The organism is Actinomadura sp. K4S16, assembly GCF_008327685.1.
Lineage (GTDB): Bacteria > Actinomycetota > Actinomycetes > Streptosporangiales > Streptosporangiaceae > Spirillospora.
In genome coordinates this window covers 1-26,250 of the sequence record NZ_BDDE01000033.1, presented here as the reverse complement: position 1 = coordinate 26,250, position 26,250 = coordinate 1, and the positions used below count along the sequence as shown (strand labels likewise).

Sequence of the window (26,250 nt, the reverse complement as noted above, 5' to 3'; positions counted from 1 at the left end):
GGCCGCCGGAAGCTTCATGCGCCCCTAGTGGGACCGTGCTGCGGTGGGCTCGGCTCAGCCGCCGGCCTGCCAGCGGTAGCGGCCGTTGTAGTAGCCGCGGATGTTGACGTACGGCTTGTAGGTCTTGCCGTTGCCCGTGTAGTAGAACGCGCCCTGAGCGTAGGACGTCGCGTAACTCCAGTTGCCGGCGTGGGTGGCCTTCGCCCGAACCCAGCCGCGCCACCTCCACTTGGTCTTGTTGTAGGTGTAGGCCTTGAAGTTGGCCCGGTAGGAGTTGACGTGGCGGCCGTCCCAGCACCAGGTGAGTCGGTTGGTCACCGCGATGATCCAGCGGCCGTTGGACGCCTTCCGGCCGCGGGTGCGCTGGTAGTACCCGCAGCGCTGGGCCGCCTGGATGGAGGCGGTCTCCTTGGCGGTCATCGGCTTGCCCGCGGCCCGGGCCTCGGCGATGAGGTCCTTCTTGGACAGCGCGCCCTGGCTGGTCGTGGTCACCTCCTTGCCCAGCTTGTCGGACGGCTTGGTCTGCGCCTGCGCGGCCGGGCCGACGGCCAGGAACCCGGCGGCCAGGGCGCCGGAGAGGACGGTCACGGTTGCGACACGCCGCATGTAAATCCTCCATGCCTCGAAATGGGGGGAGCACGCGAGACACCGCACGCAGCAAGGGACTGCCGGTGCCTTCGCGCCTTTCTCGGCTTTTGTGATGCGCGTGGCGACGGATCGGTTCCGAGCCGATCCGAACCGTTTCGGAAGTTCCCCCGCCGACACCCCGGCGCCGACGGCACGGCGACCCGCTCACGTCGCGACAGCCCAGTTGGAAGGCATGTCGACCGGTCACCGCTCGTGGCGACCTGACCACAATCGGACGAACGCGCCAACCACCCGAACTTCGACGCTCCGCCGTGCAAGTGCCGACAGACAAACGAGCCCCCGGCACGGTAGGCGCCGAGGGCTCGTGGTGAGGCGGGGGCGTCAGGCCAGGTCGTGCTCGCTGCTCTTGACCGCCCGGGTGAACGCGGCCCAGGCGGCGACGCTGAACGTCAACTTCGGCCCCTCCGGATCCTTGGAGTCCCGCACCCCGACCACAGGCGACAGGTCCGCCACCTCAACGCACTCGCCGCCTTGGTGGTCGCTGTAGCTGCTCTTATGCCAGAAGCCGGCCACCTCGATGCAGTCGCCGCCCTCGTGCCCACTGTGGCTGCTCTTGCGCCAAAGGCTGGCTACCTCAACGCACTCGCCACCCTCATGAGCGCTACGGCTGCTCTTGCGCCACTGGACGGATGTTTCGTCGCTCATAGGCCCTCCAGCACTGTGGATATCAAGGCTCGCGACTCCTCTAGTGGAAGAGCGTAAGCCTTCAGTAACTCGTACCGTACGACATAGCTCGTCACCCGAGTGGGGTTCTCGAAAAGCATCCCCTCACCTGCTGACTCGGTGTAAGCGATATTCGTGCCATCGTTGAAGCCGAGGATGGTGAAGCTTCCCGCGAGTCCAGCATGATAGCCCGCGCTCAAGGGAACGATATTAATCATGACATTGGGGCGGTGGCTGCATTCCAGGAGATAGGCGAACTGGTCTCGCGTTATTTCTCGATTTCCGATCTCCCGGCGCAGCACGCTCTCATCGAGAGTGAGCCAGATCCGGGGCGGGTTCTCTCTGGCTACGATCTTCTGTCGTTCCAGTCGTTTGCAGATCAGGTCCTCTGCTATGACCTGGTCGACATCGCGAAACACTGAGCGAGCGTAGCCCTCGGTCTGAAATAGGCCGCTAAGCAGGAGCGCGTTGTAGATGCGAATCGAGTCGGCTCTCTGCTCGCGCTCGCTGTACTCGGCGAACCCCGCAGGGAGTACGGGCTCGATCTCGATGTCAATGGCAAGCTTCCACAATCGGTGGTAAAGCCCGCCCGTCTCGAAGTATGTGTCGAGGTCGTGAGCGCTCTGCTCGGAGACCTTGCGGCCGCTCTCCATGGTGCTGATCCACTGCGGGGTGCACCCGAGCGCATCCGCTAGCTGCTTGCCTGTCAGCCTCGCCTGCTCGCGCATGCGACGGAGCTCGTTGCCGAAGAAGATGCGGGCTCGATTGCCGCTCACGGGAAGCCTCCGGAGGGTTAATTGGGGGTGAGGTTGAGTTGATCTCAGTTGGAGTTGAGCGGGGGTGCTGCGGGGTCACTACCGCACTTTTACCTGCCCTGTGAGTCTGGTCGCAAGTGTTTTCGACGCGAAAACGGGCGGGGAGGTTTCGAGATGTCCAGCTCGTCGGAATCGAATGGCTTTGCGGCCGGGCTAATACCCTTAATGTCTGATTGGTGTCCCGAATTCTCGCGGGACGGACTGGTCGCGCGGCGGCATGCCGAGCTGACCCCCTACCAGCTCCTGAACGGATGCATAGGGGAGGTCCAAGCGCGGGACGAGGGTGAACTGTGGTTGCTCTGCGACGCCCAGACGCGCCTATTGGAGCGAATCGCGCTCGCGGAGTTGCTGCGGGGGCGACCGTGAACGTTCCAGAGCACGAGTCACCGGCCGTCGAGTCGTACGTGCGTCTGCAAGTCCTGGGGATGCATCTCAGAGCGCACGGGTTCACGGTCCATTACGTGGCCGGAGGTCTGGTCGTCCGCAACATGACGTCCACCGGGCGAGGCGGCTGCGGAGCCAGGGGAGCGTCCGGCGACACGATCACCTGCCGGACGCGCGCCGAGGACGAGGGCCGCTACTGGTACTTCACGTCCTGGCGGCAGCCCATCGCCGAGTGCGAGCGCATCACCGACGCCCTGGTGTTCATCAAGGGCTACCTGGGAGCCCCGGGATGAGGCGCGCCGACGACCGGGCCCGGCGGAACGAGACGGCCGCCTACCTCGCCGCGCTGAGACGCGAGTTCCCGGCGTTCGGCATCGTCGCCGACCCGGAGCGGCCCATCTGGATGGCGGTGAGGGGCGACGACCTGTTCATCCGGGCCACCGACGGCCACGTCCTCCGCCAGCGGCTCCTGGAGATAGCAGGCCGATGAGCCCCCGGCGCCGCCTTGGTGCCGTCCGGCCCGGCGCTGCGCGTCCATTTTTCGGAACTGCACTGCAAGGTGTACTGGACGCGAAATATCCTCTGCGAGGAGACGCACATCACGTGGAGTCGCGTGGAGGTCGAACCGTACCGGGTTCCGGGCTTCGGCTTACGGCGCGCTCAGGCCATCTGGCCTGGGAAGTCGGGCGGGGTCCGTAGCGCAGCGTCACGGATCATCTCGCCTTTATTGCATTCGCTGCCAATACTTGCGGCTGTGACGGCGGGGACAGTAGTTTCGTCGGGCGAGCGGAGCGTCGGGCCGGGCGTGGCCCGAGCGGCTGGGGAGTCATGAAGAAGCGTACCGACAGGAAGATCGCCATCGCGGGCACCGCGGCGGCGGCCGTACTGCTGCCCACCGTCATGGTCGGCCTCGCGCAGGCCGGCGTGGGGGTTCCGAAGAGCAGGTCGGAGGCCAGCGGGAACTCCAAGCCGATCCCCTCGTTCGGCCCCCCGACGCAGCCCGCGGTCACCGACGGGACGACGAGCGCGTCCCCGAAGAAGTCGCCGGGCACGTCGAAGCTGCCGAGCATCCCGCTGAACAGCAACCCGTTCGGTACCGGCGGGACGTCGCCGAGCCCCAACGACCCCGACAGCAACAGCGGCAACCACGGCAAGAAGCCGCAGATGCCGTCCGGTGCCGCGTCGGGCAAGTACGCCAAGGCGCCCGACGGGGCCGCCATCACGCGCGTGACGAAGATCAACTCGCGGATCTTCGACGTCTCGATCGCCTCCCCGGCGCTGGGCGCCGAGGTGAAGACCCGCGTCATGGTCCCGAAGGGCTGGAAGGCCGGCGCCACCAAGACGTGGCCGGTCGTGTACGCCTACCACGGCGGCAACAACAACTACACGTCCTGGACCAAGGACTCCAACATCGAGCAGATCATCGGTCCGTACGACGCGATGGTCGTGATGCCCGAGGGCGGCTGGAACGGGTCCTACACCAACTGGTACAACGGCGGGAAGGGCGGCATCCCCGAGTGGGAGACGTTCCACATCGGCGAGGTCATCCCGCTGATGGAGCGCAACTTCCACGCCGGGTCGATGCGCGCCGCGATCGGCCTGTCGTCCGGCGGGCAGGGCGCCATCACCTACGCCGAGCGGCACCGCATTTTCAAGTACGCCGCCTCCTACAGCGGCGCCCTCAACATCACCGCGCCCGGCATGCCGGTCATCCTGACGTCCATGAACCGCGACGCGGGCACCGCCATCTGGGGCGACCCGATCACCGCGCGGGCGAACTGGCGGGCGCACGACGCGACCGTCATGGTGTCCAAGCTGAAGGGCATCGGCGTCTACGTGTCGTCCGGCAACGGGCAGCCCGGCCCCTACGACAACCCCGACACGCCGCCCCACGACGCGGGGCGGATCGGCGAGCAGCTCGCCGGCACGATGAACGACAACTTCGTCGCCGCCGCGCAGAAGGCGGGCGTGCCGGTCACCTCCCACCTGTACGGGCCCGGCATGCACAACTGGAAGTACTGGCGCGTCGAGCTGTCCCGCAGCTGGCCGACCATCGCCAAGTCCATCGGCGCCCGCAAGTCCTGACCGCCCGCCCGGCGGTCCCGGGAGCCGCGCCGTGAAGGGGTTCGCCCGGCGGGAGTTCCAGCTCGTCCTGCTGCGCCGGATGGCCGACTACCAGCCGGGCCTGGTCGAGGACGCGATGCGCTCGCTCGGCGCGTCCCGCACCGAGATGCGCGAGGTCAACGCCAGATGGCAGCGCATCCTGCGGTCCCGGACGTTCCCGCGCGGCCGCCGCCGCTACGAAGCCGTCCTCGGCCCGCCCGCCGCCGTCGAGGAGCGCCCGATCGGCGACGTCGCCTGCGAGGTGGCGTGGTGGCCGCCGCTCGCCCTGTGGCCCGGCCTGCGCTTCGAGATCATGATGGGCCCGGACGGCACCGTCATACAGGAGTGGCTCGTCCGGGACGACGGCGTCCCCGTCCCGCCGCTGGAGACCCTCGACGACCTCGTCCCCTGGTCCTGCGTCGTCGGCGACGTGGACGAGCGCTTCGGCGCGGTCGCGCACCAGGACGGCGAGGTCCCGAGCCGCTGGCACGCGACGCTCGCGCGCCCGGACGGCACCGCCTACGTGGCGCACTTCGTGTGGGGGCTGCTCCAGACCGTCGAGAGCATCTGAAGCCGTTCCGAGCGTCGGGCGATTCGCGAACATTGTGGCGACTTGAACCTTTTTGTCCCTGGGGATTGCCCATCCGTCCCTAGCGTGGGGGACATGCGTGCTTCGAAGGGATTGCTATGCCTGAGGTGACCGCATACGCCCCCGGATTCCCCACTTGGGCCGAGCTGGCCACCCCGGACGTCCGCGAGTCCGAGCGGTTCTACAGGGAGCTGTTCGGCTGGTACCTCTACACCCTGACCGGTTCCCTCGCCGACTACCAGATCTTCACCCTCGGCGACGTCCAGGGTCCGGAGGTCGCCGGGATGCACCAGCTCGCCGACGACACGATGGCCCCGGAGTGGACGTGCTATTTCCGGACCGACGACATCCAGGCCACTCTCGACACCGTGCGCGCCATGGGCGGGCGCGAGCTGAGCGAGCCCACCGACATGGCCAACCTCGGGCGGATGGCCCACTGCGCCGACCCCGAGGGCGCCGACTTCGCCCTGTGGACCCCGTACGACTTCGAGGGCGCGGGCGTCAGGGACGAGCCGTCCGCGATGTGCTGGACGGAGCTGGCGAGCCGCGACATCGAGGGCGCCCGCCGCTTCTACGGGGAGGTCTTCGGCTGGAAGGCCGTCGACCGCTCCTACTACGCGCCCGAGTACACCAACTGGAAGGTCGGCGACTGGTCCGTGGCGGGCATGGTGCCGCTGGAGGAGTGGTGGCCGGCCGACTTCGACCCCCACTGGATCCCCTACTTCTGGGTCTCCGACTGCGACGCCACCGCCGCGCGGGCGGCCGAGCTGGGGGCGGTCGTCCACGTGCCGCCGATCGACATCAAGCCCGGGCGCTTCGCCGTCATGACCGACCCGTGCGGGGCGCGCCTGGCCGTCCTCACCCCGGTGGCCGGCTCGCGCAGCGAGCCGTACGGGTCGGGCGATGCTGAGGTGATCTGATGCCCGAGACGAACGGGATCGCCCCCGGCTCCCCGTCGTGGGCCGAGCTCGCGAGCCCGAACCCGGAGGTGTCCAGGCGGTTCTACCGGGGGCTGTTCGGCTGGTACTCCTACACGCTGACCACCGACATCGGCGACTACGAGATCTTCACCCTGGGCGACGTGCAGGGCCCCGAGACCGCCGGTATGCAGACGCTCCTGGACGAGTCCGAGCGCGGGTCGTGGACGTGCTACTTCCGCAGCGACGACATCGAGGCCACCGTCGCCGCCGTGCGCGACGCGGGGGGCCTGGAGGTCGTGGAGCCCACCCAGGTCGCCGATCTCGGACGGATGGCCGTGTGCTCCGACCCCGAGGGCGCCGACTTCGCCCTATGGACCCCCCACAACCTCAAGGGGGCGGGGGTCGTGGACGAGCCGTCCGCGATGTGCTGGATGGAGCTGGCCTGCCACGACCCCGAGGGCGCGCAACGCTTCTACGGGGAGGTCTTCGGCTGGAGGCCCGTCGAGCGCGACTTCTACGACTCTCCCTACACGCAGTGGAAGGTCGGCGATTCGTCGGTGGCGGGCATGGTCTCGATCGACGAGCAGTGGCCGCCCGACCGCCCCGCGCGCTGGATCCCGTACTTCTGCGTCTCCGACTGCGACGCGTCCGCGGCCAGGGCCGCCGGACTGGGCGCCCGCGTCCACATCCCGCCGACCGACATCAAGGTCGGCCGCTTCGCCATCCTCAGCGACCCGACCGGCGCCTGCGTGGCCCTCTTCGCCCCCACGGTGGACTTCCAGTTCGAGCGCCTGCGCCCCTGACGGCCGCTTGCGCCTGACGGCGGGCGGTCAGGGGCCGAGGGGCTCGGGACCGAGGGAGCCGGGCGCGGGCAGGGCTTCGCCGGAGTGGAGGCGGCCGAGAAGCATCAGGACGAGTTCGTCGATGACCTCGTCGAGGGTGGCGTCGACCCAGCCGGCGCTCCAGTCGTGCAGGAGGCCGTTGATGCTGCCGATGAAGGCGGTCGCGGCGATCCGGTAGTCCCGGTCGGCGATCTCGCCGCGCTCGGCGGCGGCGGCCGCCTCGGCGCAGATGAAGTCGACCCAGCGGGCGCGGCGGGTCAGCCGCTGCCGGTCCATCCGGGGGCTGACCCCGATGATCTCGACGAACGCGATCCGGATGCGGGCCCGGTCGCCGGTGATGGCGGCGGCGTAGGCGCGGAACAGGTGGGCCGTGCGCTCGGCGAGCCGGAGCCCCTCCACGGACGGCAGCGCGGCGACCACGTCCCGCTCGGCCGCGTCGTTGACCTCCAGGTGCAGTTCGGCGAGGAGGTCCTCCAGCGTGCTGAACTCCTCGTAGAACTGGCGCGTGGACAGCCCGGCCGCCTCGCTGAGCGCCGCCACCGTTGTGCCGCGGTAGCCGGGGCCGCGGCCGAACATCTCCAGCCCGGCGTCGAGGAACCGGCGGCGCCGCTCCGCGCGCCGCTCGGCCGCCGTCCGGCCGCCGTACCTGCCGGTCGGTGTCGCGCGCCTGCCCGCCACGTGGCTCCCTCCGTCCGTTCGGACCGCATTTTCCCGCAATCCAGTCTTGTGTCACACATCACCCCCCGGTCGTCCCACTCACCGGGACGGCCGGGGTCGGCGGCGCCCCCGCCGTGCCGTCCACCTCGGCGGTGATTCGAAGCGCGGATGGCGGGAACCGCGACCCGATGCGATTTGGAGGGATTCGAGGGCACCTGATGCCCTTCGCGGGGCGCCGGTACTGGAGCGAGCGGGCGAAGCTGACCCTCAAGGCCGTCCTCGCGGCGGTCGTGGCGTGGGTGATCGCCAAGTACGGGATCGGCCAGTCGCAACCGTACTTCGCGCCCCTGGCCGCGCTGCTCGGGGTGTACCCGACGGTCGTACGGTCCGTGCGGGAGAGCCTGGCGTACGGGAGCGGGTTCGTGATCGGCGCGGCGCTCGCGATCCCCGTCGGGCTGCTCGTCGGCCCGAACATCGCGGGCATCGCCGCCGTCCTCGTCCTCGCCATGATGGCGTCGGGATGGCGGCGGCTGGGCGAGCAGTCGTCACAGGTCCCGTTCACGGCGCTGTTCGTGCTGCTCCTGGGCGGGCACGAGGTCGTCTCCTACACGCTGCCGCGCCTCGCCGACGTGGCGACCGGGCTCGTGGTGGGCCTCGGCATGAACGCGGTGGTCTTCCCGCCGCTGTACCTGCGCCGCGGCGAGTACGCGGTCCGCGAGCTGCGGGAGGCCCTCGCGGACGCCCTCGGGACGCTCGCCGACGAGGTCGTCGAGCCCGCCGAGTGGCGCTCGCTGTGGGAGGAGCGCGAGTCGCGGCTGGCGAACGTCCAGGAGCAGGCGCGGTACGCGGTGGACCAGGGCGCGGCGAGCCTGCGCGCCAACCCGCGCGCGAAGCTGCTCGGCTACCGGGTGCGCTGGCGCGACGTTCCCGGGCAGTGGGCGGCGCCGCAGCTCATGACGACGCTCGACCACGCGACCGCCTACACCCGGTCGATCGCCGCGACGCTGCGCCGGCTGGGGGACGCCGACGACGAGCTGGTCCCCGGCTCGAAGTTCCGGCGCCTGTACGCGGAGGCGCTCCGCACGCTCGGCGACCTCGTCTGGGAGCTCCCCGAGATGCCGGACGACGCGGTGCTCGCGGAGGCCGACGACAAGCTGCGCGAGCTGGAGCGGCCCTACCTCGGCTCGCGGACCGACGCCCCCGGCCTCTGGGACCCGCAGAAGGAGCTGCTGCGGCTCAGCCGCCTGCTGCTCGACGACCTCCGCGCCCGCCGCCCCTAGTTTCCGCCGCCCCCAGCACCCGGCGCCCCTGGGACCCGGCGCCCCTGGGACCCGGCGCCCGCGCCCTCCCGGCGACGCGCCGGACCCGCGCGCCGGTCACCCGGACAGGCGCCGCAGCAGGTCGCGGCTCGCGGTGGCCATCGCCGGCGGGACGTCCAGCTCGTCCAGCATGGCCGCGGCGGCCTCCATCTCGGCGGCGCGGCGGGCGGCGTGCCGGTACGTCCCGGAGACGAGCCGGTCCACGGTGTGCTCGCCCGCCGCCGCGAGCTCCGCGACGATGTTCGCGCGCAGCCAGTCCTCGCAGCCCGCCGCCCGCGCGGCCTCCAGAGCCTCCACCACCGACCCGGCCAGCCCCTTGAAGAACACGCTGCGCAGCAGCTTGCGCCCGGCCGCGGCACCCGCCTCCGCGTCCATCACCTCGATTCCGGCGCCGAGCGGGGTGAGGACGGCGGCCACGTCCCCGGCGCCCTCCGCGCAGGCCAGCATCGGCGTGCGCAGCCCGCGGCCCGGCACCGGCGCCATGATCGCCACGTCGGCGAACCGGACGCCGCCGCGCCGCGCGAGCGCGTCCAGCTCCCGCTTCAGGCCGGGCGACCCGGTGTTCAGGTCGGCCCACACGGCGTTCCGCGCGGCGCCGATCCCCGCCTTGAGGGCGGGGACCGCGTCATGCGCGCTGTTGACGCTCAGCACGAGACCGGCCCCGGCGGCGGCGTCGGCCTCGCTCCCGGCCTGGACGATCCCGCCGGACGCCGGGACGGCCGGGTCGTAGCCGCGCACCACCGCCCCCGCCGCCACGAGGTCCCGCGCGATCGCGCCGCCCGCCTCACCGAGCCCGAGTACGGCGATCACCGTCATGCGCCCACCTCCGCGTCCGGGAGCCGAGCGGGTCCCGTAAGCCGCCACCCTAGTTGGTGCGGAAATTGGCGACAATCTCGGATCGTCCCTGGTCGACTCGGCGGCCGCGCCCCCCGCCGGAAAACCCTTCGCGCCCGCGCTCCCGCGGCGGTTACGGTCGGCAGGCCGCGCGGCACGATCTTGTCCGGCGGCGGTCGTCATCAGAGAGGACAGGAGGATTCCCGATGACAATCACAGCCCTTGCTCTCACCAAGGTCCGCAACATCGGGATCATGGCGCACATCGACGCCGGCAAGACGACGACCGCCGAGCGGATCCTCTTCTACACCGGTGTGTCGCACCGGATCGGCGAGGTGCACGACGGCAACACCGCGCTGGACTTCACCAAACAGGAGCGCGACCGGGGCATCACCATCACCTCCGCGGCGACGACCTGCCGCTGGACCGTCGAGGACGCCGCGGGCGGCACCGGCGGCGAGCACACGATCAATCTGATCGACACGCCGGGCCACGTCGACTTCACGATCGAGGTCGAACGCTGCCTGCGGGTGCTCGACGGCGCCGTGGCCGTGTTCGACGGCGTCGCGGGCGTCGAGTCCCAGTCGGAGACGGTGTGGCGCCAGGCTGACCGCTACGGCGTGCCGCGGATCTGCTTCGTCAACAAGCTCGACCGCACCGGCGCCGACTTCGCGCGCTGCGTGGACATGATCCGCGAGCGGCTCGGCGCCGTCCCGCTGGTCGTGCAGTTGCCGATCGGCGCCGAGGCCGGGTTCGCGGGCGTCGTCGACCTCGTCTCCGGGCGGGCGCACGTCTGGCCGGAGGGCCGGCACGCCGTCGTGGACGTCCCGTCCGGCATGGCCGAGGACGTCCGGCGATGGCGCGGCAGGCTCGTCGAGACGGTCGCCGAGCGCGACGAGGAGGTCATGGAGCTGTACGTGGGCGGTACGGAGCCGTCGCCGGAGCAGCTGCACGCGGCGATCCGCCGTCTCACGGTCGCCTTCGAGGCCACCCCGGTGCTGTGCGGCAGCGCGTTCCGGAACAAGGGCGTCGAGCCCCTCCTGGACGCGGTGGTGCGGTACCTGCCGTCGCCGCTCGACGTCGCGCCGCCGGAGATCGGGGACGCGCTGGCGGAGACCCCGCTCTCCGCGATCGCGTTCAAGATCATGACTGACCGGTATCTGGGCCCGCTCACCTTCGTCCGGATCTACACCGGGCGGCTGGCGGCGGGCGCGAGCGTGCTCAACAGCGTGAAGGAGCGCAAGGAGCGGATCGGCAGGATCTACCGCATGCACGCCGACACGCGCGAGGAGATCGCGTCGGCGGGCGCGGGCGACATCGTCGCGGTGATGGGGCTGAAGCAGACCACCACCGGCGAGACGCTCTGCGACGACGCGCGCCCGGTGGTCCTGGAGTCCATGGACTTCCCGGCCCCGGTCATCGAGGTCGCGATCGAGCCGCGGTCCAAGGCCGACCGGGAGAAGCTGAGCGCCGCCATCCACCGGCTCTCGGAGGAGGACCCGTCGTTCCAGGTCCACGACGAGGAGGGGCAGACCGTCATCGGCGGCATGGGCGAACTCCACCTGGAGATCCTCATCGACCGCATGAAGGAGGAGTTCCACGTCGACGCGGGCGTCGGCAGGCCGCGCGTGGCCTACCGCGAGACGATCCGCACGGCGGTGGAGCGGGTCGACCTCACCCACCGCAAGCAGACGGGAGGCAAGGGCCAGTACGCGAAGGTGCAGATCTCCGTCGAGCCCATCGAGGACGGGTACGAGTTCGTCAACCGGGTCACCGGCGGGCGGATCCCGAAGGAGTTCATCTCGTCGGTGGACGCGGGCTGCCAGGAGGCGATGAGCTCCGGCGTCCTAGCCGGGTACGAGCTGACGGGCGTGCGGGTCACGCTGCTGGACGGCGACTACCATCCCGTCGACTCGTCCGAGCTCGCCTTCAAGATCGCCGGTTCGCTGGCGTTCGGGGAGGCGGTGCGGCGCGCGTCCCCGGTGCTGCTCGAACCGGTGATGACCGTGGAGGTCACCGCCCCCGAGGAGCACCTCGGCGCGGTGATCGGCGACCTCAACGCCCGTCGCGGCCGGATCGAGGGGACGGGGGAGCGCGCCGGCGCCCGGATCGTGCAGGCCCTCGTCCCGCTGTCGGAGATGTTCGGCTACGTCGGGGATCTGCGCGGCATGACGTCGGGCCGCGGCGTGTTCACCATGCGGTTCGCCTCCTACGCGGAGGTCCCCGCCGCGGTCGCCCGGACCCTGGTCTCGGGCTGACGTGAAGGGGGCCCGGCTCTCGCCGGGCCCCCTTTCCCGCGCGGTTTCAGGGGCGGGACGGGACCGCCGCCGGTTCGCGGCGGCGGTTCGCCAGCACCGCGTCCAGCGCCCAGGCGCCCGGCCCGAGCACCGCGATCAGCAGGAACGCCCAGCAGAACATCGCCGCGCTCTCGCCGCCGTTGCGCAGCGGCAGCAGCGCGTGCGGCTGGTGGACGGTGAAGTACGCGTAAGCCATCGAACCGGACGCGAGGACGGCCGCGGGCCGGGTGAGAAGCCCGGCCAGGACCAGCGCGCCGCAGACGAGCTGGATGAGCGCGGCCCACCAGCCCGGCCAGGCGGCGAACTCGACCGCGTGGCCGCTGCCCCGGTTGCCGCCGAGCACCCCGAACAGCGACGCCGCGCCGTGGCACAGGAACAGCAGGCCCACGACGGCGCGGAACAGCGCGAGCACGGGTTCGGCCAGTCGGTCCACGGGGATCATCCTTCGGTCACCCAGCCGTGCATGATCCCCATGACGTCCGAGAAGCCCTCGTCGGACGCCTTGTAGGACGCGGTGATCTTCAAGGTGTCGCCGAAGTTGATCCGGCCGATGGGCGAGCCGCTGCACGACGGCATGTTCGACACCTCGGTCATGCCGTGGTGGTCGATGAACTCCGGCGTGCCGCCCTCCTCCGCCTCGCTGCGGCAGAACAGGCGCCCGGTCGTGACGTCCTCGGTCTGCACGGCGACACCGCCGTGGTGCAGGTGCCCGCGGATGTGGACGAGGTCGCCCGACACGGTGGAGCGCCACGTCCTGGACTTCTCGCTCTGCTGCCCGGCCGGGACGTCCCAGGTGGAGTCGAGGCAGCCGCCCGCGTCCAGCCACAGCGGGATCACCGGCCTGATGTGCGAGCCGAGCACCGGCTGGTAGGTGAAGGTGAACTGGACGTAGACGGTCTTCTCCTCGTGCGCGTGGTTCATCAGGTCGGCGAGGAGCGTCCAGCGGTCGAGCGGGGCCATCCGGAACCCGTAGCCGGCGGGGAAGACGCTCTCCATCCGCTCGTTGCCGGACGCGAGGACGCGCCGCGACCCGCCGCAGACGGTGTCCCACGCCGCCGAATTGAAGATGACCGCGTGGTGCAGCATCGGCCCGGTGTTGATGTTGGCGTTGCTTCCGTCGGCGTAGACGAGATTCGGCTTGAACCCCGTGACGAAGCAGCTCTCGCACGGTTTCGCCACGTCCACGGCGATCTGGTTCGGCAGTTCGCCGTGCTCGCCGTTCGCCGCTTTGGGAATGGTGTAGGGGCCGTACCGGAGGGTGACGGTCTGGGCCTGCGCGACCGGCTCGGCCGGCGCGGCCTGCGCGGTGGCGGGCTGCATTGTGGCGGGCAGCACGGCGCCGGCGAGCAGCGCGAACGCGCCGAGAAGCGCGAGCAGCGTTCTTCGGGACAAGGGGGTCCTCCTTGGGGAGCCGCGCCGGGCGGGAACTCCGGCGCACTTTTCTGCATGCGGCGGCCGACCGGTGAGGAAAGGGATTCCGCGTCCTTGCGGGAAAGGCCGTCCGCGACGCCCACACAGTGAACTCCGCCACAGGTGAAGTCAATTGTGCCGGGACACAACCGCGACGGCCGGCGTGATGAGCTGTGATTTCGCCGGGCGGCCGGAATGGAGACCGGCGATTTCGCCGATACCCTTGCCGACCCTTCCGCCGAGGCGCGCCGCGCGGGTGTGGAACCCGCGAACCCGGGCATGTGGGCCGACGCCCGCACGCGGGGCCCCCGGCCCCACTAGTCTCAGCCGGGGCGGGGTGCCGGGCCCCGCCGTCCATGAGGAGGAGTACGCAGGTGTTCGAGTCGGTGCTCGTGGCGAACCGCGGCGAGATCGCAGGCCGGATCGTGCACACCGCCCGCGCGATGGGGCTCAAGGCCATCGCGGTGTACTCCGCGGCCGACGAGGGGCTGCCCTTCGTCGCCGAGGCGGACGAGGCCGTCCTGATCGGGCCCGCCGAGCCGTCCGGCAGCTACCTGAACGCCGCCGCGATCCTGGAGGCCGCGCACCGGACGAACGCGCAGGCCGTCCACCCCGGCTACGGGTTCCTCTCCGCCAGCCCCGCGTTCGCCCGGCGGGTCGCCGAGCGCGGCCTGGTCTGGGTCGGCCCCCCGCCGCTCGCCATCGCCCGGACGGGCGACAAGATCAACGCCCGGAACCTGATGAAGGAGGCGGGCGTCCCCGTCGCGCCGGGGGTCTGGGAGCCGGTCCCGGACGCGGCCACGGCGGTCGAGGAGGCCGAGCGCATCGGCTACCCGGTCATGGTGAAGCCCGCCGCGGGCGGCGGCGGCATCGGCCTGGCGGCGGCCTACGACGAGGCGTCGCTGCGCAAGGCCTACGAGGAGGCCCGCGCCGCCGCCGAGCGGCTCTTCGGCCGGGGCGACATCCTGCTGGAGCGGTACGTGGAGGGCGCCCGGCACGTCGAGGTGCAGATCCTCGGCCTCGCCGACGGCACCGTGGTGGCGCTGGGCGAGCGCGACTGCTCCGTCCAGCGCCGCTACCAGAAGGTCGTGGAGGAGTCCCCGTCCCCCGCCGTCGGCCCGGCGCTGCGCGAGCGGATGCTGGCCGCCGCCGTCCGCGCGGGCGAGGCCGTGGACTACCGGGGCGCGGGCACCGTCGAGTTCCTGGTCGACCCCGCCGCGCAGGCCTTCCACTTCCTGGAGATGGACCCCCGCCTCCAGGTCGAGCACCCGCTGACCGAGATGGTCACCGGCATCGACCTCGTCGAGCAGCAGTTCCTCATCGCCGCCGGGGAGCCGGCCTCGTTCGGCGCCACATCGTTCAGCGGCGCCTCCCCGCGCGGCCACGCCATCGAGTTCGGCGTCCACGCGGAGGACCCGCACCGCTTCCTGTCCGGCACCGGCAAGATCACGGTGTGGGAGGAGCCCGTCGGGGACGGCATCCGCATCGACGCCGGGTACGCCGAGGGCACCACGGTCACCCGCCACTACGACCCGCTGCTGGCCAAGCTGTGCGTCCACGGCGACGACCGCCGCCACGCGCTGGCCCGCGCCCGCGCCGCCCTCGACGCGCTCCGCATCGAGGGCCCGCCGACGAACCTGCCCTTCCTGCGCGAGGTGCTCGACCGCCCCGAGTTCGCGGACGGCACCTACGACACCGGGCTCGTGGTGCGCATGCGCCGCCCGCAGGCCCCCTGAGCACCGCCCCGGCGCCCGTCGTAGAGTGACGCCGTGTACTGCGACCGCTGCGGCGAGCCCGCCGAGGGCGACCACGCCACCTGCCGGACCGCCCGCCGGATGGAACCGCCCCGCTACTGCGCCCACTGCCGCCGCCGCCTGATCGTCCAGGTGACCCCGACGGGCTGGACGGCCCGCTGCTCCCAGCACGGCCCCCTCGCCCCCGCCTCCTAGAACGCCAGGGCGTAGGTGAGGAGTTCGAGGCCGGGGACCGGGGTCCAGTCGCGGTCTGGAGTGCGGACGAAGCCCATTTTCTCGTACATGCGCTGGGCGGACCCCATGTTGCGCTGCGTCGACAGGCGCAGGCCCGCCAGACCGGCCGTGCGGGCGCGCTCGACGCAGGCGCGCACCATGGCGCGGCCCGCGCCCTTGCCCCGGGCCTTCTCTAGGACGGCGAGCATGCGGATCTCGGCCTCGTCCGGTCCGGCCAGCTCCGCGTAGGGGCTGTCGGGCGGGCAGTAGGCGACGGCCCCGGCGATCTCCCCGGCGTCCTCTGCCACGAGCAGTACGGCTCTCGCCGCGCGGTCGGCGGCGTTCCGCAGCTTCGGAACGTACGTGGAGGACGGGCTGACCAGGCCGCCGCGCACGTAGACCTCCACGGTCAGCTCGCCGACGAGGTCGTACTCGTCCGGGCGCGCCGTGCGCACGATCACTTGACGTCCTGGCAGGAGGACTCGTCGGGGAGAAGGGGGCGCAGGCGGACGGAGTAGGTCTGGCCGCCGCTGCGCCACGCGGTGTCCGGGGCCATGGCCGGGACCTTACCGGTAGGGGCCTCGGTGCAGACCGCCCCGGCCACCTGGACGCCCTTGCCCAGCGGTTCCAGCGGCCACGTCTTGACGGCGCCTCCCGCCGGGGGCCCGGCGAGGACGGCGGTCTTCTCCGGTTTGTAGGGCTTTGGCGCCCCAGCCAGGTCGGACGCGGGCCAGGCGGCGGGGTCGAGCCGCTTCAGGAACCGCGCCTCCGGGCCCGCCTGCGACTCGGGCTGGACGATCCGGGTCGTCGCGCCGTCCATCGTGACGACGACCGTGATCGCGTCCGCGACGTTGCCGGCGCCGACGGTGTGCGAGCGGCCGAGACCGGCGGCGCGGGCCTCGTCGAGGAGGCGCCGCAGCGCGTCGGGCTTCAGGCGGTACTCGGTCGGCACGCCCTGGGCCGGGGCCACCGCGACGCCCGTGGAGTAGAGGGAGAAGTCGGGGAGGCTTCCAGGGCCGCCAAGACCGGCGATGCCGCCGGTCTTGCGCCAGCGCAGGACGAGCCTCTCGCCTGCGGGGGTGTCGCCCGCGGGGGACGATGAGGTGGAGGGTGCGGGGGAGGACGGCGAGGGCCCGGTGGTGCCGGAGTCGTCGCCGCAGGCGGCCAGCGCGGTGCAGGCGGTCAGGGCCGCGCAGGCGAGTGCCGGCACCCGGCGGGAGCGTGTGTACGGACCGGCCATGACGGTTGGACGCTCGGCGGCCCGCCCCGGTTCCGTCCGATACAAGAACTTCCGCCGGAAGTCTGTGGGGTCCGGCCACGGGCCGGATCCGCGCCTTCGCTAGTGTGCCGAACTGTGAGTGTGCTCGTTGTGACCGGGACCTGCACGGGCGTGGGGAAGACCGTCGTCACCGCGGCGCTGGCGGCGCTCGCCGCCGCGCGCGGCGCGTCGGTCGCCGTCGTCAAGCCCGGCCAGACCGGCGTCGGCGGCGGGGAGCCCGGCGACCTCGCCGAGGTCCGCAGGCTCGCCGGGATCGACGACGTGCACGAGTGCGCGCGGTTCCCCGACCCGCTGTCCCCGGCCGCGGCGGCCCGCCGCGCCGGGATGCCGCCCGTACGGATGCCGGACGTCGCCGAGTGCGTCCGGGAGCTGGCGGCCGACCGGCGGCTGGTGCTGGTCGAGGGGGCGGGCGGCCTGCTCGTCCGCTACGACGACGAGGGCTCCACGATCGCCGACCTCGCGCGCTGGCTCGGCGCCGCAGTCGTGGTGGTCGCCCGGCCGGACCTCGGCACGCTCAACCACACGGCGCTCACCCTGGAGGCGATGGCGCACCGCGGGGTGCAGCTCGCCGGGGTGGTGATCGGCGCGTGGCCGGACGAGCCCGACCTCGCCATGCGCAGCAACATCCGCGACCTGGAGACCATCGCGGCCCGCCCGCTGTCGGGGGCCCTGCCCGCCGGCGCCGGCGCCCTGGACCCGGCGGAGTTCCTCGTGGCCGCGCACCGCGGCCTGGCCCCCACGTTCGGCGGCGCGTTCGACGCCGCCGCCTTCCGCGCCGCCTACGGCCTCGACAAGGAGAACACGTGACGGACATCCTCGACATCGCGCGCCGCCAGGTACTGGACGAGGGCCGAGGCCTGTCGGAGCAGCAGGTCCTGGAGGTGCTGAACCTGCCGGACGACCGGCTGCAGGACCTCCTCGCGCTCGCCCACGACGTCCGGATGCGGTGGTGCGGGCCGGAGGTCGAGGTGGAGGGGATCGTCTCGCTGAAGACCGGCGGCTGCCCGGAGGACTGCCACTTCTGCTCGCAGTCCGGCAAGTTCGAGTCGCCCGTCCGGTCGGTGTGGCTGAACATCCCCGAGCTGGTCGAGGCGGCGAAGGAGACCGCCGGGACGGGCGCCACCGAGTTCTGCATCGTGGCCGCCGTGCGCGGCCCGGACGAGCGGCTGATGTCGCAGGTCCGCGAGGGCGTCAAGGCCATCAACGACGCCGTCGAGATCAACATCGCGTGCTCGCTCGGCATGCTCACCCAGGAGCAGGTGGACGAACTGGCCGCGATGGGCGTCCACCGCTACAACCACAACCTGGAGACGGCCCGCTCCCACTTCCCGAACGTGGTCACCACGCACTCGTGGGAGGAGCGCTGGGACACCCTCCGCATGGTCAAGGACGCCGGCATGGAGGTCTGCTGCGGCGGCATCGTCGGCATGGGGGAGAGCGTCGAGCAGCGCGCCGAGTTCGCCGGGCAGCTCGCGGAGCTGGAGCCCGACGAGGTCCCGCTGAACTTCCTCGCGCCGCGCCCCGGCACCCCGTTCGCCGACTACCCGCTGGTCGAGGGCACCGAGGCGCTGAAGACGATCGCCGCGTTCCGGCTCGCCCTGCCCCGCACCATCCTGCGCTACGCCGGGGGCCGCGAGCTCACCCTCGGCGACCTCGGCACCCGTGAGGGCATGCTCGGCGGCATCAACGCCGTCATCGTCGGCAACTACCTCACCACGCTGGGCCGTCCGGCGCAGCAGGACCTGGACCTGCTCACCGAGCTCCAGATGCCGATCAAGGCCCTCGGCAAGACGCTCTGACGCGCCGCGCGGCGGGTCAGCGGCTCAGGCGGGTGATGAACTTGTACCGGTCGCCCCGGTACAGGGACTGCGCCCACTCGACCGGCTGGCCCGTCGTGTCGAACGCGTGCCGGGAGAGCAGCAGCATCGGGAGGCCGACGTCCACCCCCAGGAGCTGGGCGTCGTGCGGGGTCGCGAGGACGGTCTCGATCGTCTCCTCCGCCTCGGTCAGGTGGACGTCGTAGGCGGTGGCGAGCGTCTCGTACAGGGAGTGGTGGCGGGGCAGCTCGCGGCGCAGGCCGGGGAACCGGCGGGCCGGGAGGTGGGAGGTGTCGATCGACATCGGCTCGCCGTCGGCCAGCCGGAGGCGGTGGATCCGCAGCACCCGGCCGCCCGGGCGGATGCACAGGAGGGTGGCGAGGCGCTCGTCGGCGCTGACGTAGCCGGCCTCCAGGATGCGGGTCTCGGGGCGCAGCCCGTGGTGCCGCATGTCCTCGGTGTAGCTGACGAGCTGGAGCTCCTGGGCGACCTTCGGCTTGGCGACGAAGGTGCCCTTGCCCTGGATGCGCTGGAGGCGCCCCTCGACGACGAGTTCGGCGAGGGCCTGCCGCACGGTGGTGCGGGACGTCTCGTACTTCTCGGCGAGGGTCCGCTCGGGCGGCAGCGGGCTGCCCGCCGGAAGCGACTGGATCAGCTCGACCAGCAGCTCCTTGAGCTTGTAGTACTTCGGGATCCGGGGCGCCTGGTTGGGGTGGCGCTTACCGATGTCGCCGAGCGAGACCCGGTCGAAGCCGTGCTCGAACCCGCCCCCGTGCCGGGGCCCGCCCCTGACCTCCGTCACGGCATCTCCTCACGTTCATCACCGGTTTCCCCGATGTTATGGGTGAAGACTACGGCCGGTAGAGGATGCCGTTTCCGCCAGGGCCGCCCGCAATCGTGTGAGGTCGGACTCGTCCAGCGTGGCGCGTGCGGTGAGGCGCAGGCACGCGCGCCCCTTCGGGACCGACGGCGGACGGAAGCAGCCGACGCGGAGGCCGTGCTCAGCGCAGATCTCGGCGGCCCGCAGCGCGGCCCGCGGCTCGCCCAGGAACACCGGGACCACGGCGGCCGCGGGCTCGGCCGTTTCCAGGCCGGAACCGGCCGCCAGGTTTGAGATCGCGACGGCCCGTTCGCGGGCTCGGCCCGGCAGCCCGGGGTCGGACGCGAGCACGTCCAGCGCGGCGAGGGCGGCGCCCACGGCCGGCGGGTTCAGGCCGGTGTCGAAGATGAACGACCGCCCGGTGTCCACCAGGGCGTCGATCACCTCCGGGGCGCCGAGGACCGCCCCGCCCTGCGACGCCAGGGACTTCGACAGCGTGAGGGTGAGGACGACGTCCGGTTCGCCCGCGAGGTCGGCGGCGTGCGCGGCGCCCCGGCCCCCGTCGCCGACGACGCCGAGCGCGTGCGCCTCGTCGATCACCAGCAGCGCGCCGTGCGCCCGGACGGCGGCGTGCAGCGCGCCCAGCGGCGCCAGGTCGCCGTCCACGGAGAACACCGCGTCCGTGACGACGAGGGCGTGGTCCTCCTCGCGCTCGGCGAGGGCCTGCTCGACCGCGGCGGCGTCCCGGTGCGGGACGATCACGACGCGGGACCGCGACAGCCGGCACGCGTCCACGATCGAGGCGTGGTTGACCTGGTCGGACACCACGAGCGTGTCGGGCCCGGCGAGCGCGGTGACGGCGCCGAGGTTGGCGAGGAAGCCGGAGGAGAACACCAGGCCGGCGGCGCTGCCGGTGAACGCGGCGAGCCGCCGGTCCAGCTCGGCGTGCAGCTCCGTCGTCCCGGTGACCAGGCGCGAGCCGGTGGAGCCGGTGCCCCACTCGCGCGCCGCGGCGACGGCGCCCTCGACGAGCCGCGGGTCGCCGGACAGCCCGAGGTAGTCGTTGGAGGCCAGGTCGGTGAGCCCGTCCCGGCGGGGGCGCAGCGTCCGGCGCAGCCCGGCGGCGGCGCGCCGCCCGGCCGCGTCCCGGAGCCGCGCGAGAGGGTCTCGTCCTGCGGTCATGCCGGGCATCCTGCCAGGTGGCCCCGGAGGCGGGACCACCTGCCCCGACACCGAAAACCATCGGCGATGATGGTGGTGTGCCTACCTTGACCGATCTGGTCCGCGACCACACCGACCTCACCGACACCGATCTGGAGTGGCTCCACGCACTGGTCTCGGACTGGCAGCTGCTGGCCGACCTTTCGTTCGCGGACCTGCTGCTGTGGGTGCCGCTGCGGTCGGCGGACGCGCTGCCCGCCGACGGGCCGTCCCGCGCGGGCCGGGGCAGGGCGGGCGCGCTCGACACCGGCGCGGCCGTCCCCGGCTGGGTCGCGATCGCGCAGATGCGGCCGACGACGGGCCCGACCGCCTACCCCGAGGACCTGGTCGGCAAGGTCGTCCGGACCGGTCGGCGCGGGCTGATCGACGTGGCGTGGCGGGAGCGCCGGATCGTCCGCGAGGGCGACCCGGAGTGGGGCAGCGGCATCCCCGTCCGGGAGGAGTCGATCCCGGTGCGCCGCGGCGCCAAGATCCTCGGGGTGATCCAGCGCAGCACGAACCTGAGCTCGGCGCGCACCCCGTCCCGGCTGGAGCTGACCTACCTGCAGAGCGCCAGCGACCTCGCCACGATGATCTCCGAGGGCCGGTTCCCGGTACCGGGCGAGGAGCCGAACATGGTCCGCTCGCCGCGCGTCGGCGACGGCCTCATGCGGCTGGACCGCTCCGGCAAGGTCACCTACGCCAGCCCGAACGCCCAGTCGGCGTACCGGCGGCTCGGCTATCCCACCGACCTGGTCGGCGAGGCGCTCGGGCAGATCACCGCGGACCTGTGCGACACCGGCGAGCCGATGGAGGAGGCGCTGAGCGTCGTGCTGTCCGGCCGCGCGCCCCGCGAGGTCGAGGTCGAGTCGCGCGGGTCGATCATGCAGCTGCGGACCATCCCGCTCGTCGTCGGCGGGACCCGGATCGGCGCGATCGTGCTGTGCCGGGACGTGACCGAGCTGCGCTGGCGCGACCGCGAGCTGATGACCAAGGACGCCACCATCCGGGAGATCCACCACCGGGTGAAGAACAACCTGCAGACGGTCGCGGCGCTGCTGCGGCTCCAGGCGCGGCGGCTGCGGATCCCGGAGGGCCGGGCCGCGCTGGACGAGGCCGTCCGGCGCGTCGGATCGATCGCGATCGTGCACGAGACGCTGTCGCACACCCCCGACGAGCTGATCGACTTCGACGACATCGCCGACCGGGTCATCACGATGGCGGGGGAGGTGTCCACCCCGGAGACGAAGGTCACGCCCAAGCGGACCGGCAGCTTCGGCGTCCTGCCCGCCGAGGTCGCGACGCCGCTGGCGATGGCGCTCACCGAACTGCTGCAGAACGCCCTGGAGCACGGCCTGGCGAACCGGTTCGGAACCCTGGAGGTCGTCGCGCACCGCTACGGAGAGGGCGAGGTCTCCCGCGATCCGGGCGGCGTCTCCGTCTGGGGCGAGTGGACCGCTCCCGGCGCGAACGAGCCCCGGACCCCGGGAGGCGAGGCCGAGCCCCCGTCCGGCCGCCGCCTGGTCACGGTCGTCGCGGACGACGGCGTCGGCCTGCCCCCCGACTTCGACATGGAGAGCAGCGACAGCCTCGGCCTCCAGATCGTCCGCACCCTCATCGTCGGCGAACTGGGCGGCCACCTGGACTTCCGCCCAAGAGAAGGCGGAGGCACCGAGGTGGTAGTAGACATCCCCCTAGACCACCACCGCCCGAGCCGCCCCTGATCACGGCCGTTGACTCTGGTCCGTGCGCACTGCGAGCAGCCGGCGCCTCAGCCGTCAAAAACCTGAAGGTGTGCGATCGCGTGCGAAGCCAGTTTCGAGCGAAGCAAGAAACTGATCGCGCAGCGAGCCGCTAGGCGAGCCGGAGCGATGCCAGCGATCGCAGCAGTGCCCGCAAGGAAGGCGCTCTAGCGCCTGACGCTAAGGGCGCTGCGATTAACACGCGCCCTGCGGCGCAGCGCGCGGCGCTCGTCTTCGCCCATGCCGCCCCAGACGCCCGACTCCTGGCCGGACTCCAGGGCCCAGCGCAGGCAGGCGTCGCTGACGTCGCAGCGGCGGCACACCTGCTTGGCCTCCTCGATCTGCAGGATCGCGGGGCCGGTGTTGCCGATGGGGAAGAAGAGCTCGGGGTCCACGTCACGGCAGGCTGCGCGGTGGCGCCAGTCCATGCGGTCCACTCCTTCGTCGGGTGGTGGAGTAACTCCACGTTTGTGAACGGGTTCACATGTTGCGGACGCCCGGGGTGGCGATGGCCAGATCCAGGGTCGTTGTTCGGCGGCGCCGCGAGCAGGTGACCAGCGGCGTTGGGGTCCCTGTCAGCAGGCGCACTTTGAGCGTTTCAGGCGGGTGCGGGCAGACGCAAGACCTTTGAGAAAGGATTCTCAAAGTATGGGTGTCGCATGTGTCACACCCATCGGTCGGGCGTGTTACGCGGCTCTCACGGCGGGGCCGCCCGCCTCAAATCACGATGCGTATCGCTTTCGGGACGGAGCGGAACGTGACCGTCCGGTGTTCGCCGAGGTAGTCGCCGTCCAGCTGGAACGCCACGGGCCGGTCCGCGCGCAGTGTGACCTCGGCCTCATCGTGCAGGTTCAGCACGTGCCGCCCCTGAATGGGATGCGAGCGCGTGGTCAGCATCTGGGCCAGCGCCCCCAGCGTCGGGCCGAGTTCCAGGGAACGCATCCCGAACACGTCCAGGCCGCGCGCGAAGTTCGCCTTCGGACTCGGATTCATCGGCAGCCTCCCCATGAAAGTCCACGGGGACGTATTGGAGATGAACGCCAGGAACAGCCCCGATTTCGGTGGCCGTCCGGGCCGTTCCAAAGTGAGCGCCGGACGGCGCCGATCTGTGCCGGAGAAGAAATGCCGTATCGCGGTCCGCGCGTACAGCGACGGGTCGGCCCGGAAGCCGGCCGCGCGCCGCCGCTCCACCTCCCGGACGACCTCCGCGTCCAGCCCCACCCCGGCGCAGAACGTGAAGTAGCGCTCGGGGGCGCCGGGATGGCTCGCCGCGCCGAGCCCCACCGTCCGGTGCCGGCCCGCCCGCAGCGCTTCCAGGACGGCGCGCGTCGCGCCGATCGGGTCGTTCGGCAGGCCCAGCGCGCGGGCGAAGACGTTCGCGCTCCCGCACGGGAGCACCGCGAGCGCCGGAAGGTCGGGCGACGGCCCCTCCGCGAGCACGCCGTTGACGGCCTCGTTCACCGTGCCGTCCCCGCCCAGGGCGATCACGACGTCGTAGCCCTCGACCGCCGCCTGCCGGGCCAGCTCGGTCGCGTGGCCGCGGTGGCCCGTCTCGGCCAGGACGAGGTCGAGGTCTCCGGTGAAGGCCCGCATGAGGATGCCGCGGGCCCGCCGGGAGGTGGAGGTCGCCTTGGGGTTGGCGATGAGCATGGCGCGCACGGCGTCAGGGTATCGATCGTTCCGGACCCGTTCGCCCGCGGTTTCCCCTGAGGACGAGCCGCGGCACCGGGCGAGTAGTGTTTCGGGATGTGACCAAGCGTCCCTTCACCGTGCAGGCCGCCGCCGCCCTCGAGGCCGTGGAGGGCGCCGCCGCCGTCGGGTTCGGCGTCTTCACCGGAGTAGAGACCGCCACCGGCGCCGCCGTCGACCCGGCCAGCGGGATCGGAGTCACCGTCCTCGCCCTCGCCGGCGGCCTCGGCATGCTCGGCTGCGCCCGCGGGCTGCTGCGCGCCGCCCAGTGGAGCCGCGCCCCCTCGGTGCTGACCCAGCTGTTCGCCCTGCCGGTCGCGTGGTCGCTGTGGCAGAGCGACCAGCCCGCGATCGCGATCCCGCTCGGCGTGGTCGCGGTCCTCGCGCTGATCGCCGTCCTGAGCCCGCCGACCACCGCCTGGCTGATCGAAGACCACGACGAGGACGGCGACGACGGCGACGAGGAGCCGCGGGAGGACGCCGAACCCGCGAAGACGGGCGGCGCCCCGCCGAGCACGGAGCCGCGCTCCCTCGGACAGCGCCTCAAAGACCGCCTCAACGAGCAGCCCACCAAGAACACCAAGAGCTGACCGGACGCCGAAAGGGCCCTGAGGAACCGTCCTCGGGGCCCTTTCGGCTCATCACGCGCTACTCGTCGGCCGTCAGGCCCTCGCGGAGCTGTGCGAGGGTCCGGGCCAGCAGCCGGGACACGTGCATCTGGGAGATCCCCAGCTCGGCGGCGATCTGCGACTGCGTCATGTTGCCGAAGAAGCGCAGCAGCAGGATCTTCTTCTCCCGCGCCGGGAGCTTCTCCAGCAGCGGCTTGAGGGACTCGCGGTACTCCACGCCCTCCAGCGACTCGTCCACCATGCCGAGCGAGTCGGCCACCGCGGGGGCGTCCTCGTCGCCGGAGTCGGGGGCGTCGAGGGACACCGTGGAGTAGGCGTTCGCCGACTCCAGGCCCTCCAGCACCTCCTCCTCGCTCATCTGCAGGTGCGCGGCCAGCTCGCTGACGGTCGGGGCCCGGCCCTCCCGCTGCGCGAGATCGCTGATCGCCTTCGTCAGCGACAGCTTCAGCTCCTGGAGCCGCCGCGGCACCCGCACCGCCCAGCCCTTGTCGCGGAAGTGCCGCTTGATCTCACCGACGATCGTCGGCGTGGCATAGGTGGAGAACTCCACCCCGCGTTCCAGGTCGAACCGGTCGATCGACTTGATCAACCCGATCGTGGCGACCTGGATCAGGTCGTCCAGCCACTCGCCGCGGTTGCGGAAGCGCCGGGCGAGATACTCCACCAGCGGCAGATGCAGCTCCACGAGCTGGTCGCGGATGCGCTGGCGCTCCGGGTCGCCCTCCGGCAGCTCGGCGAGACGCTCGAACAGCGCGCGCGCCCGGGCCCGGTCGGGTACGGCGCTCTCCGTCCGCTCGGTCGCCGCACCGGCGACCGCGGTCTGCTCCGTCGTCGTCTTCTCCGTCACGGCGCCCCCGCCGCACCGCGCCGCTTCTGCAGCGTCACGATGACCCGGTCGTCGGCGCCCACCCGGGCGTCCACCTCGCCCGCCAGGGACGACAGGACCGTCCAGGCGAACGTGTCGCGGCTCGGCTCCTCGCCGTCCACCGTCAGGACCGAAACGGAGATGCGCATGGCGTCTCCCGTCAGCTCGAACTCGCACGTCAGGTCGGTGCCGGGCACGGCCTGGGCGAGCAGCATCGCGCACGCCTCGTCAACGGCGATGCGCAGGTCTTCTATCTCGTCCAGCGTGAAGTCCAACCTGGCCGCCAGACCCGCGGTGGCGGTCCGCAGCACGGACAGGTAGGCACTCGCGGCAGGCAGCTTCACCGTGACCACGTCACGGACGGACAACTTCGTACTGGTCGGCATTGCAGCGGTTTCCTCGGTCACGTCACTCCCTCGCAGGATGGTCCCGCTGACATCGAAACTACCGCCTGTGAGCCGTGCTGCGAGACTTCGGCGCGCTGTGTTTATTTGCGTTGCGTTGGGCTGGGGCGCCTGGGGCGCCCCAGCCCAACGCAACGCGTGCGATCGCTGGCATCGCTCCGTCTCGCCTTGCGGCTCGCTGCGCGATCAGTTTCTTGCTTCGCTCGAAACTGCCTTCGGACGCGATCGCGGTGCTTGAGCCCGGCGCGTGGTTGCTGTGGTGGCGGGTGATGTGTGCGGAGCGGGGGGTGCGGTCGGTGCGTTGGTGCGGGGGTCTACCGCGGCTTGTGGGGGGTTGCTCTGGCGCTCCGAGTCGCC

Annotated in this window: 29 protein-coding genes; 14 read left to right on the top strand and 15 right to left on the bottom strand. The window is 71.8% G+C overall.

What is annotated here, in order from left to right; translation table 11 throughout:
* Positions 1-54: 54 nt before the first annotated feature.
* The 3 genes from K4S16_RS43125 to K4S16_RS43115 all read right to left on the bottom strand — a co-directional run bounded on the left by K4S16_RS43125 (position 55) and on the right by K4S16_RS43115 (position 2,087).
* On the bottom strand, positions 55-606 hold the full coding sequence (locus tag K4S16_RS43125) for a hypothetical protein (protein WP_149264917.1): 552 nt from the start codon (positions 604-606) through the stop codon (positions 55-57).
* A gap of 363 nt (positions 607-969) precedes the next feature.
* On the bottom strand, positions 970-1,293 hold the full coding sequence (locus K4S16_RS43120; protein ID WP_149264916.1) for a DUF397 domain-containing protein: 324 nt from the start codon (positions 1,291-1,293) through the stop codon (positions 970-972).
* The gene (locus K4S16_RS43115; protein WP_268843313.1) at positions 1,290-2,087 is read right to left on the bottom strand and encodes a helix-turn-helix transcriptional regulator; all 798 of its coding nucleotides are present in this window, start codon (positions 2,085-2,087) and stop codon (positions 1,290-1,292) included. The genes K4S16_RS43120 and K4S16_RS43115 overlap by 4 nt, the downstream gene beginning before the upstream one ends.
* A gap of 500 nt (positions 2,088-2,587) precedes the next feature.
* Between K4S16_RS43115 and K4S16_RS43110 the strand changes: the two genes are divergently transcribed.
* The 6 genes from K4S16_RS43110 to K4S16_RS43085 all read left to right on the top strand — a co-directional run bounded on the left by K4S16_RS43110 (position 2,588) and on the right by K4S16_RS43085 (position 6,925).
* On the top strand, positions 2,588-2,803 hold the full coding sequence (locus K4S16_RS43110) for a hypothetical protein (RefSeq protein ID WP_149264914.1): 216 nt from the start codon (positions 2,588-2,590) through the stop codon (positions 2,801-2,803).
* Positions 2,800-3,000 (top strand): hypothetical protein, encoded by a 201-nt coding sequence (locus tag K4S16_RS43105; protein ID WP_149264913.1) that lies wholly within the window; start codon positions 2,800-2,802, stop codon positions 2,998-3,000. Before K4S16_RS43110 ends, K4S16_RS43105 begins: the two co-directional genes overlap by 4 nt.
* 338 nt (positions 3,001-3,338) lie before the next feature.
* Positions 3,339-4,595, top strand: a complete 1,257-nt coding sequence (locus tag K4S16_RS43100; protein ID WP_149264912.1) for an alpha/beta hydrolase family protein — start codon at positions 3,339-3,341, stop codon at positions 4,593-4,595.
* 31 nt (positions 4,596-4,626) lie between these two features.
* Complete coding sequence (locus K4S16_RS43095) at positions 4,627-5,184, top strand: hypothetical protein (protein WP_200842462.1); 558 nt, start codon at positions 4,627-4,629, stop codon at positions 5,182-5,184.
* Positions 5,185-5,309: 125 nt separating this feature from the next.
* On the top strand, positions 5,310-6,122 hold the full coding sequence (locus tag K4S16_RS43090; protein ID WP_160161236.1) for a VOC family protein: 813 nt from the start codon (positions 5,310-5,312) through the stop codon (positions 6,120-6,122).
* Complete coding sequence (locus tag K4S16_RS43085) at positions 6,122-6,925, top strand: VOC family protein (protein ID WP_149264910.1); 804 nt, start codon at positions 6,122-6,124, stop codon at positions 6,923-6,925. The genes K4S16_RS43090 and K4S16_RS43085 overlap by 1 nt, the downstream gene beginning before the upstream one ends.
* Positions 6,926-6,952: 27 nt before the next feature.
* Here the strand turns inward: K4S16_RS43085 and K4S16_RS43080 are convergent, their stop codons facing one another.
* A complete protein-coding gene (locus K4S16_RS43080) occupies positions 6,953-7,642 on the bottom strand; it encodes a TetR/AcrR family transcriptional regulator (protein ID WP_149264909.1) in 690 nt (229 codons plus the stop codon).
* Positions 7,643-7,839: 197 nt separating this feature from the next.
* Here K4S16_RS43080 and K4S16_RS43075 point away from each other — a divergent pair, with 197 nt between their 5' ends.
* On the top strand, positions 7,840-8,901 hold the full coding sequence (locus K4S16_RS43075; protein ID WP_160161235.1) for an aromatic acid exporter family protein: 1,062 nt from the start codon (positions 7,840-7,842) through the stop codon (positions 8,899-8,901).
* Positions 8,902-8,997: 96 nt separating this feature from the next.
* Here K4S16_RS43075 and K4S16_RS43070 read toward each other — a convergent pair whose 3' ends face one another.
* On the bottom strand, positions 8,998-9,756 hold the full coding sequence (locus K4S16_RS43070; RefSeq protein ID WP_149264907.1) for a DUF1932 domain-containing protein: 759 nt from the start codon (positions 9,754-9,756) through the stop codon (positions 8,998-9,000).
* Positions 9,757-9,980: 224 nt separating this feature from the next.
* Here K4S16_RS43070 and fusA point away from each other — a divergent pair, with 224 nt between their 5' ends.
* Positions 9,981-12,032, top strand: coding sequence for an elongation factor G (fusA, locus tag K4S16_RS43065; protein WP_149264906.1), 2,052 nt, complete (start codon positions 9,981-9,983; stop codon positions 12,030-12,032).
* 46 nt (positions 12,033-12,078) lie between these two features.
* Here the strand turns inward: fusA and K4S16_RS43060 are convergent, their stop codons facing one another.
* Entirely contained in the window at positions 12,079-12,513 is a 435-nt protein-coding gene (locus tag K4S16_RS43060; protein WP_200842461.1) for a DoxX family protein, read from the bottom strand.
* Positions 12,510-13,463: a hypothetical protein gene (locus tag K4S16_RS43055; protein ID WP_149264905.1), complete on the bottom strand. Its 954-nt coding sequence runs from the start codon at positions 13,461-13,463 to the stop codon at positions 12,510-12,512. The genes K4S16_RS43060 and K4S16_RS43055 overlap by 4 nt, the downstream gene beginning before the upstream one ends.
* A gap of 392 nt (positions 13,464-13,855) precedes the next feature.
* Between K4S16_RS43055 and K4S16_RS43050 the strand changes: the two genes are divergently transcribed.
* Together K4S16_RS43050 and K4S16_RS43045 are read left to right on the top strand one after the other, a co-directional pair.
* A complete protein-coding gene (locus K4S16_RS43050; RefSeq protein WP_149264904.1) occupies positions 13,856-15,217 on the top strand; it encodes an acetyl/propionyl/methylcrotonyl-CoA carboxylase subunit alpha in 1,362 nt (453 codons plus the stop codon).
* Positions 15,218-15,250: 33 nt separating this feature from the next.
* On the top strand, positions 15,251-15,430 hold the full coding sequence (locus K4S16_RS43045; protein WP_149264903.1) for a hypothetical protein: 180 nt from the start codon (positions 15,251-15,253) through the stop codon (positions 15,428-15,430).
* On the opposite strand, the gene K4S16_RS43040 is transcribed toward K4S16_RS43045, so the two are convergent.
* Both K4S16_RS43040 and K4S16_RS43035 read right to left on the bottom strand, forming a co-directional pair.
* Positions 15,427-15,909, bottom strand: a complete 483-nt coding sequence (locus tag K4S16_RS43040; RefSeq protein ID WP_149264902.1) for a GNAT family N-acetyltransferase — start codon at positions 15,907-15,909, stop codon at positions 15,427-15,429. The two genes, K4S16_RS43045 and K4S16_RS43040, sit on opposite strands and share 4 nt — an antisense overlap.
* Positions 15,906-16,658, bottom strand: coding sequence for a hypothetical protein (locus K4S16_RS43035; RefSeq protein WP_149264901.1), 753 nt, complete (start codon positions 16,656-16,658; stop codon positions 15,906-15,908). Before K4S16_RS43035 ends, K4S16_RS43040 begins: the two co-directional genes overlap by 4 nt.
* A gap of 144 nt (positions 16,659-16,802) precedes the next feature.
* Here K4S16_RS43035 and bioD point away from each other — a divergent pair, with 144 nt between their 5' ends.
* The gene (gene bioD, locus K4S16_RS43030) at positions 16,803-17,534 is read left to right on the top strand and encodes a dethiobiotin synthase (protein ID WP_149264900.1); all 732 of its coding nucleotides are present in this window, start codon (positions 16,803-16,805) and stop codon (positions 17,532-17,534) included.
* Positions 17,531-18,526 carry a biotin synthase BioB gene (gene bioB, locus K4S16_RS43025; protein ID WP_149264899.1) on the top strand — a complete coding sequence of 332 codons (996 nt, stop codon included), beginning with the start codon at positions 17,531-17,533 and terminating at the stop codon, positions 18,524-18,526. Before bioD ends, bioB begins: the two co-directional genes overlap by 4 nt.
* A 16-nt stretch (positions 18,527-18,542) precedes the next feature.
* On the opposite strand, the gene K4S16_RS43020 is transcribed toward bioB, so the two are convergent.
* Positions 18,543-19,271 carry a GntR family transcriptional regulator gene (locus tag K4S16_RS43020; protein ID WP_089314517.1) on the bottom strand — a complete coding sequence of 243 codons (729 nt, stop codon included), beginning with the start codon at positions 19,269-19,271 and terminating at the stop codon, positions 18,543-18,545.
* A gap of 111 nt (positions 19,272-19,382) precedes the next feature.
* Positions 19,383-20,555: an 8-amino-7-oxononanoate synthase gene (locus tag K4S16_RS43015; protein WP_375708369.1), complete on the bottom strand. Its 1,173-nt coding sequence runs from the start codon at positions 20,553-20,555 to the stop codon at positions 19,383-19,385.
* 68 nt (positions 20,556-20,623) lie between these two features.
* On the opposite strand from K4S16_RS43015, the gene K4S16_RS43010 reads away from it, so the two are divergent.
* Complete coding sequence (locus K4S16_RS43010) at positions 20,624-22,288, top strand: PAS domain-containing sensor histidine kinase (protein ID WP_149264897.1); 1,665 nt, start codon at positions 20,624-20,626, stop codon at positions 22,286-22,288.
* A gap of 185 nt (positions 22,289-22,473) precedes the next feature.
* On the opposite strand, the gene K4S16_RS43005 is transcribed toward K4S16_RS43010, so the two are convergent.
* Both K4S16_RS43005 and K4S16_RS43000 read right to left on the bottom strand, forming a co-directional pair.
* Positions 22,474-22,734: a WhiB family transcriptional regulator gene (locus K4S16_RS43005; protein ID WP_149264896.1), complete on the bottom strand. Its 261-nt coding sequence runs from the start codon at positions 22,732-22,734 to the stop codon at positions 22,474-22,476.
* Positions 22,735-23,023: 289 nt separating this feature from the next.
* Entirely contained in the window at positions 23,024-23,965 is a 942-nt protein-coding gene (locus K4S16_RS43000) for a diacylglycerol kinase family protein (protein ID WP_149264895.1), read from the bottom strand.
* Between the two features lie 89 nt (positions 23,966-24,054).
* On the opposite strand from K4S16_RS43000, the gene K4S16_RS42995 reads away from it, so the two are divergent.
* Positions 24,055-24,585, top strand: coding sequence for a hypothetical protein (locus K4S16_RS42995; RefSeq protein WP_200842460.1), 531 nt, complete (start codon positions 24,055-24,057; stop codon positions 24,583-24,585).
* A 58-nt stretch (positions 24,586-24,643) separates the two neighbouring features.
* Here the strand turns inward: K4S16_RS42995 and K4S16_RS42990 are convergent, their stop codons facing one another.
* Together K4S16_RS42990 and K4S16_RS42985 are read right to left on the bottom strand one after the other, a co-directional pair.
* Complete coding sequence (locus K4S16_RS42990) at positions 24,644-25,471, bottom strand: RNA polymerase sigma factor SigF (RefSeq protein ID WP_200842459.1); 828 nt, start codon at positions 25,469-25,471, stop codon at positions 24,644-24,646.
* Positions 25,468-25,896, bottom strand: a complete 429-nt coding sequence (locus K4S16_RS42985; protein WP_149264894.1) for an anti-sigma factor — start codon at positions 25,894-25,896, stop codon at positions 25,468-25,470. Before K4S16_RS42985 ends, K4S16_RS42990 begins: the two co-directional genes overlap by 4 nt.
* Positions 25,897-26,250: the final 354 nt, after the last annotated feature.